The organism is Clostridium sp. AF29-8BH, assembly GCF_003478145.1.
GTDB lineage: Bacteria > Bacillota > Clostridia > Lachnospirales > Lachnospiraceae > Otoolea > Otoolea fessa.
This window is the reverse complement of the sequence record NZ_QUEL01000007.1, coordinates 117,702-132,757: the sequence shown is the minus strand read 5'-3', so window position 1 is coordinate 132,757 and position 15,056 is coordinate 117,702. Positions and strand designations below refer to the sequence as shown.

Annotated in this window: 14 protein-coding genes and 1 pseudogene; 12 read left to right on the top strand and 3 right to left on the bottom strand. The window is 49.4% G+C overall.

The window, feature by feature from the left end:
* Positions 1-224 precede the first annotated feature (224 nt).
* The 3 genes from DWZ16_RS06870 to serS all read left to right on the top strand — a co-directional run bounded on the left by DWZ16_RS06870 (position 225) and on the right by serS (position 3,682).
* Positions 225-827, top strand: coding sequence for an ECF transporter S component (locus tag DWZ16_RS06870; protein WP_022360276.1), 603 nt, complete (start codon positions 225-227; stop codon positions 825-827).
* A 461-nt stretch (positions 828-1,288) separates the two neighbouring features.
* Positions 1,289-2,125: a pyridoxamine kinase gene (locus DWZ16_RS06865; protein ID WP_118482171.1), complete on the top strand. Its 837-nt coding sequence runs from the start codon at positions 1,289-1,291 to the stop codon at positions 2,123-2,125.
* A 279-nt stretch (positions 2,126-2,404) separates the two neighbouring features.
* On the top strand, positions 2,405-3,682 hold the full coding sequence (gene serS / locus DWZ16_RS06860) for a serine--tRNA ligase (protein WP_022360274.1): 1,278 nt from the start codon (positions 2,405-2,407) through the stop codon (positions 3,680-3,682).
* A gap of 110 nt (positions 3,683-3,792) precedes the next feature.
* On the opposite strand, the gene DWZ16_RS06855 is transcribed toward serS, so the two are convergent.
* Positions 3,793-5,535 (bottom strand): NFACT family protein, encoded by a 1,743-nt coding sequence (locus DWZ16_RS06855; RefSeq protein WP_118482170.1) that lies wholly within the window; start codon positions 5,533-5,535, stop codon positions 3,793-3,795.
* Positions 5,536-5,679: 144 nt separating this feature from the next.
* On the opposite strand from DWZ16_RS06855, the gene DWZ16_RS06850 reads away from it, so the two are divergent.
* The 9 genes and pseudogenes from DWZ16_RS06850 (at position 5,680) to DWZ16_RS06810 (ending at position 13,025) form a co-directional block, all read left to right on the top strand.
* Positions 5,680-6,558 carry a YicC/YloC family endoribonuclease gene (locus tag DWZ16_RS06850; RefSeq protein WP_118482169.1) on the top strand — a complete coding sequence of 293 codons (879 nt, stop codon included), beginning with the start codon at positions 5,680-5,682 and terminating at the stop codon, positions 6,556-6,558.
* Positions 6,559-6,666: 108 nt separating this feature from the next.
* Positions 6,667-7,287 (top strand): guanylate kinase, encoded by a 621-nt coding sequence (gmk, locus tag DWZ16_RS06845; protein WP_022360271.1) that lies wholly within the window; start codon positions 6,667-6,669, stop codon positions 7,285-7,287.
* 17 nt (positions 7,288-7,304) lie between these two features.
* Positions 7,305-7,559 carry a DNA-directed RNA polymerase subunit omega gene (rpoZ, locus tag DWZ16_RS06840; protein ID WP_347501656.1) on the top strand — a complete coding sequence of 85 codons (255 nt, stop codon included), beginning with the start codon at positions 7,305-7,307 and terminating at the stop codon, positions 7,557-7,559.
* Between the two features lie 274 nt (positions 7,560-7,833).
* Positions 7,834-9,176 (top strand): annotated as a pseudogene (gene rimO, locus DWZ16_RS06835) (30S ribosomal protein S12 methylthiotransferase RimO).
* Positions 9,160-9,702 (top strand): CDP-diacylglycerol--glycerol-3-phosphate 3-phosphatidyltransferase, encoded by a 543-nt coding sequence (pgsA, locus tag DWZ16_RS06830; protein ID WP_118482168.1) that lies wholly within the window; start codon positions 9,160-9,162, stop codon positions 9,700-9,702. Before rimO ends, pgsA begins: the two are co-directional and overlap by 17 nt.
* Position 9,703: 1 nt before the next feature.
* Positions 9,704-10,957 carry a competence/damage-inducible protein A gene (locus DWZ16_RS06825; RefSeq protein ID WP_106999954.1) on the top strand — a complete coding sequence of 418 codons (1,254 nt, stop codon included), beginning with the start codon at positions 9,704-9,706 and terminating at the stop codon, positions 10,955-10,957.
* Between the two features lie 103 nt (positions 10,958-11,060).
* Positions 11,061-11,399, top strand: coding sequence for a hypothetical protein (locus DWZ16_RS06820; protein WP_022360266.1), 339 nt, complete (start codon positions 11,061-11,063; stop codon positions 11,397-11,399).
* Between the two features lie 122 nt (positions 11,400-11,521).
* Positions 11,522-12,619, top strand: a complete 1,098-nt coding sequence (locus DWZ16_RS06815; RefSeq protein WP_118482167.1) for a hypothetical protein — start codon at positions 11,522-11,524, stop codon at positions 12,617-12,619.
* Between the two features lies 1 nt (position 12,620).
* On the top strand, positions 12,621-13,025 hold the full coding sequence (locus DWZ16_RS06810) for a GerW family sporulation protein (RefSeq protein ID WP_022360264.1): 405 nt from the start codon (positions 12,621-12,623) through the stop codon (positions 13,023-13,025).
* A 268-nt stretch (positions 13,026-13,293) separates the two neighbouring features.
* Here the strand turns inward: DWZ16_RS06810 and DWZ16_RS06805 are convergent, their stop codons facing one another.
* Positions 13,294-14,361: a sensor histidine kinase gene (locus tag DWZ16_RS06805; protein ID WP_118482166.1), complete on the bottom strand. Its 1,068-nt coding sequence runs from the start codon at positions 14,359-14,361 to the stop codon at positions 13,294-13,296.
* Positions 14,358-15,035, bottom strand: coding sequence for a response regulator transcription factor (locus tag DWZ16_RS06800; protein WP_118482165.1), 678 nt, complete (start codon positions 15,033-15,035; stop codon positions 14,358-14,360). The genes DWZ16_RS06805 and DWZ16_RS06800 overlap by 4 nt, the downstream gene beginning before the upstream one ends.
* Positions 15,036-15,056: the final 21 nt, after the last annotated feature.

The following is a 15,056-nucleotide window of genomic DNA, read 5'->3' as shown; positions in this document are numbered from 1 at the left end:
ACGATCGGGCTGGGGACGAGTCTCTGCATCAGCATGAACTCAAACGGGAAGAGGGCATTCTGGAGCTGGAGAGAGGCGTCCTTTTGTGCGTGGAGGCACATGATTAATCAGGATAAAAAAGTGGCAAGTTATAACTGACCTGCTTAAAATGATAAAAACTGTATGTTTTTCAGGGGACAAGATTGTGCTATGATGAGTCCAATAACAAGGGAGGATGAAACATCATGGCAAACAAATCAAATCAGGCTTACAAGATCGCGATGGTCGGTCTGCTGGCAGCTCTCTCCTATGTCGTATTTACATACGGACAGGTGAAGATCACACTTCCGGGCGGCGATGCAACTTCCATTCATCTGGGAAATGCAGTCTGTGTCATCGGGGCACTCTTAGTCGGCGGCTTTTACGGCGGTTTGGGAGGTGCTATCGGCATGACGATAGGTGACCTTCTCGATCCGGTTTATATTGTATATGCACCGAAGACATTTATCTGCAAACTCTGCATCGGACTGATCGCCGGATTCGTAGCACATCGTCTGGGCAAGATTGACCGGAGCACCGATAAGAACCACATCCTTGGTTTTACGATTGCAGCAGCGGTGGCAGGTCTTTTATTCAACGTCATTGCAGATCCGCTGATCGGATATTATTATAAACTCTGGATCATTGGTAAACCGGCGGCAGAGCTCACACTTGCATGGAATATCGCAGCGACTTCGATCAATGCGGTGACATCTACGATTGCGTCTGTTGTTATCTATATGGCAGTTCGTCCGGCACTCCGCAAGGCAGGTTTTCTGGATGCATTGTCTGTAGAAGCGAGAGCATAAGGCAATTTATCTCAGTCGAGAAGAATTAAAATGAAATACATACAGGAGACTGTGGTTGGGCAGAATGGGAAAAACATCTGTCCAGGCGCAGTCTCCTTGTTGCGTCATTGGAGTGTGCGGCTTATAAAACACAAATGCATAGATACACGCTTGTAGAAACCAGAATCATGCCGCAGGCAGTCGTATCTGCTGCGAGAATATGTTAGATTATAAAGTTGCTTAAAATTGATGTTGGGGTCAAAAGACGTTTTGACCCCTCTGATACCAGATGCTCCGCACTATATGCTCCCGCAATCTTCAAAAACATTCGTAATTCGCTCATTTTTCTTGGGAAAATGGCTACTTACTCATGTTTTTGGCGGGTCCCAAGGTCAAAAATTCTCCTGCAAGCAAGCTTGCGTCGAACTTCTGACCTTTTGACCCTGGTATCTTAAAATTAAGAAAATGAGGAAAAATTATACATGGAAGGAATTCAGAAGAAAATAGCGGTTTTAAATGACCTGTCAGGCTACGGGCGCTGTTCGCTGACGGCTGCGATGCCGGTTATCAGCGCCCTCAAAGTACAGTGCTGTCCGGTGGTGACGGCGGTGCTGTCCAATCACGCGGGATATCCGGAATGCTATATGGATGATTATACCGATCGGATGGAGGCATACCTGGAGCCGTGGCGGAAGATGGGATTTGAGATGGACGGAATCATGACTGGATTCTTAGGTTCTGCCAGACAGGCGTCGATCGTGGCAGATTTTATCCGGGATTTCAAACGGGAAAATACGCAGGTTTTGGTAGATCCGACGATGGGCGACCACGGACATCTCTACAGCGTCTGTGACGAGGATCTGATCGAGGCGATGCGGGAGCTGATGCAGTATGCGGACGTTGTCACGCCAAATCTGACTGAAGCCTGTGCCCTGACGGACACGCTGTATCAGGAAAATGGATGGAGTAAGCGCAAGCTCTCAGATCTGACCTGGAAGCTTCATCTTTTGGGCGCGCGGTCAGTCATTTTGACAGGCGTGGTCAAGGGCAAACAGGTCCTCAACGTGATCCATGAGCGCGGCAAGGATCCGGTCTTTCATGCAACTAAATTTGTGGCGGGCAATTACCACGGAACCGGGGATGTCTTTGCAGCAGTCATCGGTGCCAGCATGGTGCGAGGTGTGCCGATGGAGGAAGCCGTCAGACGGGCGGCAGCTTTTACAAAAAAATGTGTGGAAAAGACAGAAGAACTTGGTGCCCCGGAGCAGGACGGACTGTGCCTGGAGGCGTGTCTGTCGTATTTGACGAAGTTGAGTTAAATATAATGGGCAGTCTATCCTGTTTTGTATCAAGAAGAACAGAGGTTACAGTTCACGGGTAGGCACTTTTGGAACCGAAAGTGCCGTAAGAAAACGTGGTGGCAGCAGGAATTTGCCGTATTTAAATGCGAAGCCACGGCAAATTCCGTTACTGTTCACGTATGCGTGAACAGTAACGAACAGAGGAACTCTTGAAACAGGGCTTTTCATTCGTACAAAGTTGTAGTATAATTATAACTAGTTTTCGTGCAGTTAATTGCATAACAGTAGGAGGAAGATATGTTAGATCTTAAATTCGTCAGAGAAAATCCTGACATTGTAAAGCAGAATATTAAAAATAAGTTCCAGGACAAGAAAATTCCGCTGGTAGATGAGGTAATTGAGCTGGATGCCAAGAACCGTGCAGCGAAGAAGGAAGCAGATGATCTGCGTGCGAACAAGAACAAGATTGCAAAACAGATCGGCGCTCTGATGGGTCAGGGAAAGAAAGAGGAAGCAGAAGAGCTGAAGAAACAGGTAGCAGAGCAGTCTGCCCGCCTGTCTGAGCTGGAAGAGCAGGAGAAGGATCTTGGCGAGCGCATCTTAAAGATTATGATGACCATCCCGAACATCATTGATCCGAGTGTTCCGATCGGTAAAGACGACAGCGAGAACGTAGAGATCGAGCGCTTCGGCGAGCCAGTTGTACCGGATTTCGAGATCCCGTACCACACCGAGATTATGGAGAAATTTAACGGCATCGATCTGGACAGTGCCAGAAAGGTAGCTGGAAATGGTTTCTATTACCTGATGGGCGATATCGCAAGACTTCATTCTGCTGTTATCGCATATGCAAGAGATTTCATGATTGACCGTGGATTTACCTACTGTATCCCGCCGTTCATGATCCGCAGCAATGTTGTAACCGGCGTTATGAGTTTCGATGAGATGGATGCGATGATGTACAAGATCGAGGGCGAGGATCTTTACCTGATCGGTACCAGCGAGCACTCTATGATCGGTAAATTCATTGATACCGTAGTTCCGGAGGAAGAGCTTCCGAAAACACTGACCAGCTATTCTCCGTGTTTCCGTAAAGAGAAGGGCGCTCACGGCATCGAGGAGAGAGGCGTATACCGCATCCACCAGTTTGAGAAACAGGAAATGATCGTAGTCTGCAAACCGGAAGACAGCAAGATGTGGTATGACAAACTGTGGAAGAACACCGTGGACCTGTTCCGTTCCATGGATATTCCGGTTCGTACTCTGGAGTGCTGCTCCGGAGACCTGGCTGATCTGAAAGTAAAATCCGTTGATGTAGAGGCATGGTCCCCGCGTCAGAAGAAATATTTCGAGGTTGGAAGCTGCTCCAACTTAGGTGATGCACAGGCAAGACGTCTGAAGATCCGTGTCAACGGCAAAGACGGCAAATACTTTGCACACACCTTGAACAACACTGTAGTAGCTCCGCCGCGTATGCTGATCGCATTCTTAGAGAACAACCTGCAGGCAGACGGTTCTGTCCGCATTCCGGAGGTTCTGCGTCCGTATATGGGTGGTAAGAGCGAGATTCGCTAAGTTCATTTGAGTCCAGTAAAAAAACGCCATGGGTTGTGTGCCTGTGGCGTTTTTTGCTGGACTCATTGTGAATTGCAGAAATATAGACATTGTCTTTTTTTCGGGCGGCATTATGATGGCAGTTCTTCCAGCTGATTCGACGGCGTCGCCATCATCGAATAATTCGTATGATAAATCACAAATCCCGGAGCAGCGCCCGCTACTTTTTTGACCTGCTTTTTCTGTACATAATCGATCTCAACTTTTTCATTTTCCCGTCCCTTGGAATAGTAGGCAGCCAGCCCGGCAGCTTCCTCGAAGGTGCGGTCCGGAAGCTCTTTTCCTTCGGATTTCACAATGACATGGGAACCCGGAATCCCTTTTGCGTGGAACCACCAGTCATTTCCAGTCGCGATCTTGAAGGTCAGCTCCTCATTCTGGTAGTTGTTTTTGCCGACGTAGATATGGAATCCGTCGGAGGAAAGGTAGTGGAATGGGCGGCTTGTGATTTTTACTTTCTTTCCAGCCGGACCGTGCTTTTTGATGAAGCCATATTCCGTCAACTCCTGCTTGATCTGGGTCAGATCTTCCTCCTTTAAGGCAATATCGAGGGAGGTACTGATGGATTCGAGGTGCTCGATCTCCTGCTTCGTCTCCTCAATGAGCTGGCTCTGAGCCTCGAAAGTACGTTTGAGTTTTCCATATTTGTCAAAATACTTCTGCGAATTTTCGCGGGCGGTCAGCTGCGGGTCAAGCGGGATCTTGACCTCTTTTCCTGTGTAGTAGTTCGTGCAGACAAGTTCTTTTTCGCCGTCGGTCAGCTCATAACCGTAGGTGTTTAACAGCTCGCCGTAGAGCTTGTATTTATCCCGTTTTTCGGTGTCCTTTAACTGTTTCTGCTGCAAATCGTATTTTTTATAATTGCGCTCCAGGGCAGTCTGGACGATCCGGCGCAGATCCGAGGATTTCTGGCGGATTCGTGTGATGACGTTCTTGGACGCATAGTAGGTCTCCAGCACTTTACTGATTGAATCAAAGTGTTCGACCTGATATTCCGGCGGGAACGAGGTCAATGGGAGAGCGGAAAATTCCATTGGCTCATCTTCACGGTATACGATGCAGGGCGAGAACTGTCCATTTTTGATGGATTCCATTGCCAGTTCCAGCGTGTGCCCGAGGTGCATGCGCTCCAGCTCATTCAGTTCCGATGCGGGGCGGTCGGCATCGATCGATGCCTCATAGCAGAATTCTTCTGCCATGACCGGGCTGATACCGGTGAAATTCGTGTAAATGGCTTTTCCTGCCGGTGCCGGTGACTGTGCCAGAATGGCGGCGTAATCATCGGCAGATGCAGTCAGCGGATCCTGCTTCGCGACCGTCTGCGGGAGGAAATATTGCCGTCCCGGCAGAACCTCGCGCACGGAGCTGACCTGCACGGAGATATGTTTGATACTGTCGAGGATCGTGCCGTCAGGGCTGCAGAAAATGATATTGCTGTATTTTCCCATCAGTTCGACAATAAGCAGCTTGCGGCAGAGGTCACCCATCTCGTCCAGGTGTTCGATCTCAAAATGAATACAGCGTTCCAGACCCGGCTGGCTGACCGACACGATGCGTCCGCTTCCGATGTGCTTGCGAAGCAGCATGCAGAAATTCGGGGCAGTCATCGGTCCCTGCTTGTTGGTATCCGTCAGATATGCCAGCGGGAGACTTGCGTTGACCGAGAGAAGAAGCCGTTTCGTCTCCCGGAAGTTCTTTATGGTAAAAAGAAGTTCATCGCGCTCGGTCTGCGTGATCTTTGCGATCTTGCCGCCGGTAAGCGCGTCACTAAACTCCTTAACCAGGTTTGCGATTACAATTCCGTCAAATGCCATGGTTTTGGTGCTCCTTTATTTGTGTAGTATCTACTATTATAATGAAAGAAGACACGAAAAACAATCACTTTTAAATTCGGTTGACGCTTGCGGCGATTTGCATTATAATACCATTATCTATGGATGAAAGAGAGAGGCGTCACTATGCTTAAAAGTATGACTGGATTTGGCCGATGCGAGATGGCAACGGATGAATATAAGATTTCTGTGGAGATGAAGGCGGTAAACCACCGTTACCTGGATCTCAGCATTAAGATGCCGAAGAAATTTAATTACTTTGAGGCGGCGATTCGCGCGCAGCTCAAGAAATACATTCAGCGGGGAAAGATAGATGTCTTTATTTCCTATGAAGATTATACGGATGAGAAGATGTCCTTAAAGTACAATCGTTCCCTGGCCGGCGAGTATATGGATTATTTTCGTCAGATGGCGGACGAGCTTGGGATTCCGAATGACGCGACGGTGATGCGTCTTGCACGGTGTCCGGAGGTCTTTACGATGGAACAGGTGCCGGAGGACGAGGAGCATATGTGGCAGATTCTCGAAAAGGCGATCGGCGAGGCGGCAGAGAAATTTGTCGAGACACGCACACGCGAGGGTGAGAATCTGAAGCAGGATCTGCTTGGCAAGCTGGACTATATGGTAACGCTGGTCGATCAGATTGAAGAACGTTCCCCGAAGATCGTGGAAGAATACCGGGCGAAACTGGAAGATAAGGTGAAAGAGCTTCTGGAAGGAAGCAGCGTCGATGAAGGTCGGATTGCGGCAGAGGTTGTGATTTTTGCAGATAAGATCTGCACCGATGAGGAGACGGTCCGCCTGAGAAGCCACATCGAGGCGACCCGCAAGGAGCTGACGGCGGGCGGAAGCGTCGGACGTAAGCTGGATTTCATTGCACAGGAGATGAACCGCGAGGCGAATACGATCCTTTCCAAGGCAAACGATCTGGAGGTTTCCGATTGTGCGATTGCACTCAAGACAGAGATCGAGAAAGTCAGAGAGCAGATTCAGAATATTGAATAGCCGATCATGCTGGAAGAGGTATTCACGGAAAGCTGCCGTTGGCGGTGAAAATACGGAGAATATGAAATATTGTAATAATAGATAGAATTTAGAAAGCAGGCGAAATATATGGATAATCAGGGAGTACTGGCAGTTATATCCGGATTTTCAGGGGCAGGCAAGGGAACATTGATGCGTGCATTGCTGGAGCGGTATGACAATTATGCCCTTTCCATCTCTGCGACCACCCGCGCACCGCGCGAGGGCGAGGTTGATGGAAGAGAGTATTTCTTTAAGACCCGGGAAGAGTTCGAACAGATGATCGAACACGATGAGCTGGTCGAATACGCCCAGTATGTCGGAAACTATTACGGCACACCGAAGGAGTATGTGTTTTCCAACCTGAAAGCGGGCAAGGATGTCCTTTTGGAGATTGAGATTCAGGGTGCCCTGAAAATCAAGAAGAAATTCCCGGAGGCAGTTCTCATTTTTGTCACGCCGCCGAGTGCCGGGGAGCTTAGAAACCGGCTGGCAGGTCGTGGAACCGAGACACCGGAGAAGATTGCCGCACGGCTTTCGAGAGCAGCGGAGGAGTCCAAGCAGATGGATGACTACGATTTCATTCTGGTGAATGATGAGGTAGACCGCTGTGTAGAAGAAATGCACGCACTGATTCAGGCGATGCATGCCAGAACAGAAAATCACAAGACTTTGATTGAAAAAATAAAAGAAGAGATGAAGCAATTCTGAAAGGAGAAAGATGTATTATGATGCTGCGTCCGTCATATCTTGACTTAATTAATGTTGTAAACAATGAGGCTGAGCCGGGGAAAGAACCGCTGATTCAGAGCCGTTACTCCATCGTAATTGCGACTGCAAAGCGTGCAAGACAGCTGATCGCCGGTGATGAGGCACTGGTCATTGAGAATGGAAGAAAACCGCTTTCGATCGCGATCGACGAGCTGTACCATTCTAAGGTTAAAATTGTAGCAGAGAACGATTCCCCGGAGGAAGAGGTCTAAAAGGTGACAGAAGACCGTCCCGTGTTCATTATGTACATGGAGATGGTCTTTTCTTAGATATAGAGTAACTGTTCAGTAGGTCTGCGCATCTACTGCGCTGACCGTACGAAAACATGGGCCAGCAGGCAAAAATCCCATTGCCGTAGGCAATTTTTAATGGATTTTTGCGCGTGACTGTGAAGGTACTGAACAGTTACGATATAGAATTTTTGTGACGGTTCAAATCGATTATGGTTACAGAAATTTTTTAAATATGGTATTAGGAGAGAGTTGAATGAAATTACTTTGTATATCCCTTGGCTGCGATAAAAACCTGGTTGATGCAGAGCGTATGCTGGGTTCGCTGAGCCAGGACGGGTACACGTTTACCGATGACGAGCAGGAGGCAGATGTCATTCTGGTCAATACCTGCTGCTTTATCAACGATGCCAAGGAGGAGAGTGTCAACACCATCTTAGAGATGGCAGAGTACAAAAAGAGCGGAACCTGCAAGGCGCTCTTAGTCAGCGGCTGTATGGCACAGCGTTACAAGGAAGAGATCCTGCAGGAGGTGCCGGAGGTGGACGGTATTCTCGGTACGACCAGCTATGATGAGGTCAGCAAGGTGCTGGCGAAGGCGCTGAAGGGTGAGAGGGTATCTGATTTCCACGATTTGTCCGAACTTCCGGAGACGAAGATGCGGAGCAAACGTCTGGTGACGACCGGCGGACATTATGCTTTTTTAAAGATTTCCGAGGGCTGTAACAAACGGTGTACCTATTGTATTATCCCGTCCCTGCGTGGACCGTACGCAGTGTGCCGATGGAGCAGCTTCTCGCAGAGGCAAAGGAGCTTGCGGATCAGGGTGTGAAGGAACTGATTCTTGTCGCACAGGAGACGACGCTTTACGGCGTGGATTTGTATGGAGAGAAGACCCTGCCGAAACTTTTACATGAACTGGCACAGATCGATGGGATCGAATGGATCCGTATCCAGTACTGTTATCCGGAGGAGATCACGGAGGAGTTGATTCAGGCGATCAAGACGGAGGAAAAAGTCTGTCACTACCTGGATATTCCGATCCAGCACGCGAGCGATGCCGTTCTCAAGCGGATGGGGCGCCGCACGAATCAGGCGGAGCTTCGGGAGCGGATCGCGCATCTGCGGGAAGAGATCCCGGATATTGCACTCCGCACGACCTTAATTTCCGGTTTCCCGGGTGAGACACAGGAGGATCATGAGGAACTGATGCGGTTCGTCGATGAGATGGAATTTGACCGCCTGGGCGTGTTTGCGTACTCTGCAGAAGAGGACACACCGGCAGCCGGATATCCGGATCAGGTGCCGCAGGAGGTCAAGGAAGACCGCCGCGACGAGATCATGGAGCTGCAGCAGGAGATTGCCTTCGAGAAAGCCGAGGATATGAAGGACCGTGTGCTTGAGGTTATGATCGAGGGAAAAGTGGCAGATGAGAATGCTTTCGTGGGACGTACCTATAAGGACGCGCCGAACGTAGATGGTTTGATTTTTGTCAATGCGGATGTTCCGCTGATGTCCGGCGATTTCTGCCGTGTCCGCGTAACGGGAGCACTCGAATATGATTTGATAGGAGAGTTGGCTGATGAATTTACCGAATAAGCTTACGACGCTTCGCGTCATCATGATTCCGTTTTTTGTGTTTTTCCTTCTCTGGCAGAATGGTGAAAACCGTACCTTCCGTATGATTGCACTGGCACTGTTTATCATAGCCAGCCTGACCGATCTTCTGGATGGAAAGATTGCCAGAAAGTACAATCTGGTTACGAACTTTGGAAAATTTATGGATCCGCTCGCGGACAAGCTTCTAGTGTGCTCGGCGCTCATCTGTCTGATCGAGCTGAACGCGCTTCCAGCCTGGATGGTTATCGTCATCATCAGCCGGGAGTTTATCATCAGCGGATTCCGTCTGATCGCCTCGGACAACGGAGTTGTCATCGCCGCCAGCTATTGGGGCAAATTTAAGACGACGTTTCAGATGGTATCGGTGGTGTTATTGATTCTGGATATTCAGGCGCTTGCGTTTGTTACGACGATCTGTGTCTGGATCGCGTTGCTGCTGACGATTGTGTCACTTGTTGATTATATTTACAAGAATCATAAAATACTGACAGAAGGGAGTATCTGATATGATAGTCGAACTGATCTCGGTAGGAACAGAGCTGCTGCTTGGCAATATCGTCAATACCAATGCGCAGTATTTATCGGAAACGTGTGCAAAGCTGGGGCTTAACGTCTATTACCAGACGACGGTAGGGGACAACCGGGAGCGTATGACAGAAGTCTTCCGGACGGCGCTCTCAAGAGCCGATCTCGTTATCATCGGCGGCGGTCTGGGACCGACGGAGGATGATATCACGAAGGATGTCTGCGCGGAGCTGATGGGAATGCCGTTAGTCGAGGATCCGGAGGTGCGGGCACATCTGGAGGACTGGTACCGGCAGCGCAAGCGCACCGATATTCCGGATAGCAACTGGCGTCAGGCGCTGGTGCCGGAGGGCGCGGTGGTATTTTCCAACACAAACGGCACAGCTCCGGGACTTGCCCTGGAGAAAAACGGTAAGACCGCGATTCTTCTTCCGGGACCGCCGAACGAACTGTATCCGATGGTGGAAGATCAGGTTTGTGCTTATATTCAGAAACGATCTGACTGTGTGATCTATTCCCAGATGCTCAAAATCTGCGGATACGGGGAGAGCAAGGTGGAGGAGATGCTTCTCGACCTCATCGACCAGCAGACGAACCCGACGATTGCGACCTATGCAAAGACGAAAGAAGTACATCTGCGCGTGACCGCGAGAGCCGAGAGCGAAGACGCGGCAAAACAGCTGTTAAAACCGGTTATCAAAGAGATCAAGAAACGGTTCGGTAATGCGGTTTACACGACGGATGAGCATGAGAATCTGGAGGATGTCGTTGTCCGCCTCTTAAAGAAATACGACCTGACTGTGACAACCGCAGAGTCCTGCACAGGCGGTCTGATCGCCGGACGCATCGTCAACGTGCCGGGGGCTTCAGAGGTCTTTAACGAGGGATACGTGACGTATTCCAACAAGGCAAAGAAAAAGATCCTGGGCGTCAGCAAGGCGACCCTGAAAAAATACGGCGCGGTCAGCGAACAGACGGCGCGTGAGATGGCTGCAGGCGGTGTATTTACGACGGATGCGGATGCCTGTATCGCTGTGACCGGCATCGCCGGACCGGACGGCGGAACCGAGGAGAAACCGGTGGGACTCGTCTATATCGCATGTTATATGAAGGATAAAGTCAAAGTAGAGGAATACCATTTCCGCGGAAACCGCGAGAAGGTGCGTGAGCAGACGGTGATTCAGGCACTGGATCTGCTGAGACGGTCGATTATTAAGAATTATAAAAAAGATTGATCATGTAAAGGAGGGAGAGCTGACAGGCGGGGAGAAATAGCCGGAAACGAGCTGTTTTTAGAGCGTCATGGATCAGGCTCTCCTTTTTTAGGAGGCGGGGACGATGATTTGGTATAAATATCTGTATCTGGGAGAAACTGCTAAAAAGCATCGTTTTTCGATTCTACAGAAACTCCGCCTCGGAAAGGTACAGCCGGGCGTTCACGTGATCACGCCTGCCTCAGGCGGACACAACCTGCTTGATATCCTGCCTGCCTATGTGCTCCGGCAGAATTATTACCGGGAGCAGGCGGATCTGCTGATCGTAGGGGTCGGCGCGAGCTACCAGGATGCCGTGGAGACGGTGGGGCGGATTGTGGATGAGACGTACCGCGAGACGGGTGGATTTGATGTGAAGACGTATCTGAGAGAGAAGGAAGACAGGCTGAGAAAAAAGAGGTAAGTATTTTGCAGCCTTTGATGAAGATTTTTTGGACTGAAAATGTCTTTTGACACCAACATCATATGATACAGAGCTGATACATGAATTTGTCAATGAAAGAATAAGAAGTGGGAGGGGATGGATTGCTGCATATTTTGTTCATAATCTTGAAAATACTCGGAATCCTGCTTCTTGTCATTCTGGGACTGTTGTTTTTGTGCCTGCTGGCGGTTTTATTTGTCCCGATTCGATACCGGGGGAACGGAAGCTACCACAGTATCAAGGATTTTGGCGTGCATCTGCATATCCATTGGTTGCTTCATGCGGTGTCGCTGCGGATTGCTTATGAAAATGGGCTTCGATATGCGGTTAAGTTGTTTGGATTCCGGATTTTTGGGAGTGAGAGTGAAGAGAAAGATACGGAATCTGGGCGTGTGCGGGAAGGCACGCAGGCAGCCGATTCGGATGAGCTGGAATTTGTAAATGCGCAGGAGAAAACAGAGGATGGTGATTTAGACACCGGTGAACTGATTTTGCGGGCGGAAGCAGCATCGGAGAAGACAGACGCCGCGATCGAGAAAGCGGAGGAAACTGCCAGGCTGCTGGAGGAGGCGGTGAAGAGACGGAGTGCACAGAGGGAGGCGGAAATGTCTCCAGCTGTGAAGAATGCAGATGCATTTCCAGATGTGAAGGAGGCGGGAGTGTCCGAGGCAGAAGGAGAAACGCATCGGGCAAAGAATGAATTAAAATCAAATCCCAGCCAGGAAAAGCGTGAATCGTTCCTTCATAGAATCATTAGCTGGTTCAAACAAAAATGGAGCGCCCTGCGGCAATCCCTCTCAAAGCTGCTTACCCGAATCAACAACCTGGAGCACAAACGCCAATCCGTCCTTGCATTTATAGAAAATGAAGAAAATCAGAAGTCATTTCGCCTGATCAAACGCCAGCTCATGCGAGTTCTGCGGCATATATTTCCCAGAAAGTTGTCCGGGCAGGTTACGTTTGGCATGGAGGATCCTTATTTGATGGGACAAATTTTGAGTGTGGCGGCTTTTTTGTATCCAGTTTACGGAAAGAAGATTGATTTGACTCCGGTTATGGATGCAAATGCGCTGGACGGGGAGCTTTCGTTCCGGGGCAGAGTCCAGATTGGCGTGCTGGCATTGATGGCGCTTCGGATCTGGATGGATAAGAATGTACGGACACAGGTTTATAAATATAGAAACCGAGGAGGAAGATAATATGGCAGACAATCAGTTTGCATCGACAATCGGTGCATTATTTCAGGGTATGGATGAGTTCGTCACAACAAAGACAGTCGTGGGAGAGCCGGTGACAGTTGGCGATGCGATTATACTTCCACTCGTGGATGTAACCTGCGGCATGGCGGCGGGCGCGTTTGGTCAGTCGGCGAAAGAGAAGAATGCGGGCGGCATGAGCGCCAAGATGACGCCGAGCGCGGTGCTGGTCATTCAGAATGGCATGACGAAGGTGGTCAATATCAAGCATCAGGATGCATTGACCAAGGTTCTCGACATGGCACCGGATCTCGTCAATAAATTTGTCGGCGGAAGCACCGGACCGATCGATGCGGAGACGATGCAGACAGCTGAGAAAATGGCGGGCGAGATGGAAGAGAAGAAATAAAGAAATTAAAATCAAAACGCTTCATAGAATGATCATAGCACACGATCGAATGTCAGATGTCTCTGGCAATGATCGCCTGCTATTTAACTTCTTTTGAAAACAGACATTTCAGAGAGGTATCATTCTATGAAGCGTTTATTTGGTTTAGTCCTTTTTTCAATGGGATTTGGCATGACCCTGGTGCTCATTTTCCCAAAGAATTTTCTATGGGTCAGCATCGCCATTTCTCTGATGATTGTCGGGTACAATATGTTTTGCCGATGAGATTCTATGCTTTTTCAAGCGGCAGAATCACTGTAAAGCAGCTACCCTCGTCCACCTGGCTGGATACCTCGATGGTACCGTGCATCAGGTCGATGATCCGTTTCGTGATGGAAAGTCCCAGCCCGTTGCCCTTTTCATTGGGATCAGAGCTCCTGCTGTAAAATTTTTCAAAGATCCGTTTCATCGTGGCGTCATCCATGCCAACGCCGGTATCGCGGATGGAGACACGCACCTTATCTCCTGTGATAACGAGTTTGGCAGAAAGCATACCGCCAGCCGGGGTGAATTTGATGGCATTTTGCAGGAGATTGATCCAGACCTGCTGCAGCATCTCACAGTTGCCGTAAAATTTGCACGCCGTCAAATCAATGTCGAGATTCAGATGCTTTTTCTCCCAGAGCGGTTCCAGCAGAAGAATCGCCTGCCGGATTTGTTCGTCGAGGCTGAACGTCGTGCGGCCGGTCACGATCTCCTGCTTTTCCAGGCGGGAAAGCAGAAGAATGTTGCCGGTCATCGTGGTGAGCTGGCGCGTGCTGTCGATGATGATGCGCGTGTATTCATTCCGGTCCGCTTCTGAGAGAGATGGATCCTGCAGCAATGTCGCATAGCCCTCGATGGCGGCGAGCGGTGTCTTGAACTCATGGGAAACCGTGGTCACGAAATCATTTCGCAGCGATTCGATGCTGTTTAACTCCTGCACCATACGGTTAAAATTGTCGGTTAGTTCACAGATCGCCTGCAAAGACTTCGAATTTGGCACATGAACAGAAAAGTCTCCGTCTGCTACCTGCTTAGCGGCAAGGCTGATGGAACCGATCGGGCAGAGGATTTTCGACCAGAGGAACAGCGACAGCGCGATACTGAACGCAAGGCTGCTCAAAAATGACATCAGACGCGGAAAATTCGGACCGAAAATCCGAAAAACTTCGTGTTTATCTGTTCCGCTTGTGAGCAGCGAGACAAAATATCCGGTCAGCATCGGTATCAACGAGGACACCAGGAAGAAAAAGACCAGGAGGGTCAGCCAGTAGAGTGGAATCTGGAAATATTTGGTAAAGTTCTTGCTGATCATGCTTCTGTTTTCACCGCCTTATAGCCGAGACCCCGCACGGTCATGATGATAAAATCATCGCAGTTTTTAAACCGTTCGCGCAGCCGGTTGACATGCACATCGACCGTCCGTTCGTCGGTTGTCGAGTCAAGCCCCCAGATTTCGTCCATGAGCTGCTGCCTCGTGAAAATCTTATTTGGATAAGAAAGTAATTTATATAGAAGATAAAATTCTTTCTGAGGCAGAAGCGTCTCCTGTCCGTTGACCGTGACCGTCAGTGCATCGTAGTCGAGAATCGTATTTTGGCAGACAATCCGATGCTCCGTCGCGATCTTGGCGCGTTTGAGCAGGGCGCCAACCCGCAGAACCATCTCATTGACATCGATCGGCTTCACCATGTAGTCATCCGTGCCTGCCTGAAAGCCGCGCTGCTTGTCTTCGAAGCGCTCTTTGGCGGTGATAATCAGGATCGGCATCGTAAATCCACTCGTCCGCAGGTGCTCAATCAGTTCATATCCGTCCATTCCGGGCATCATAATATCCGAAATAATGAGATCTACATATTCAGAATCTAAAAGAGATAATGCTTTTTCGCCGCTTTCTGCCGGAAGCGCCAGATAACCATTGTTGGTGAGTACCGTGCAGAACAGGGAACGCAGTTTCGCATCATCTTCTACCACGAGAATGTGAAACATATCCGTAAATCCTCCCTATAA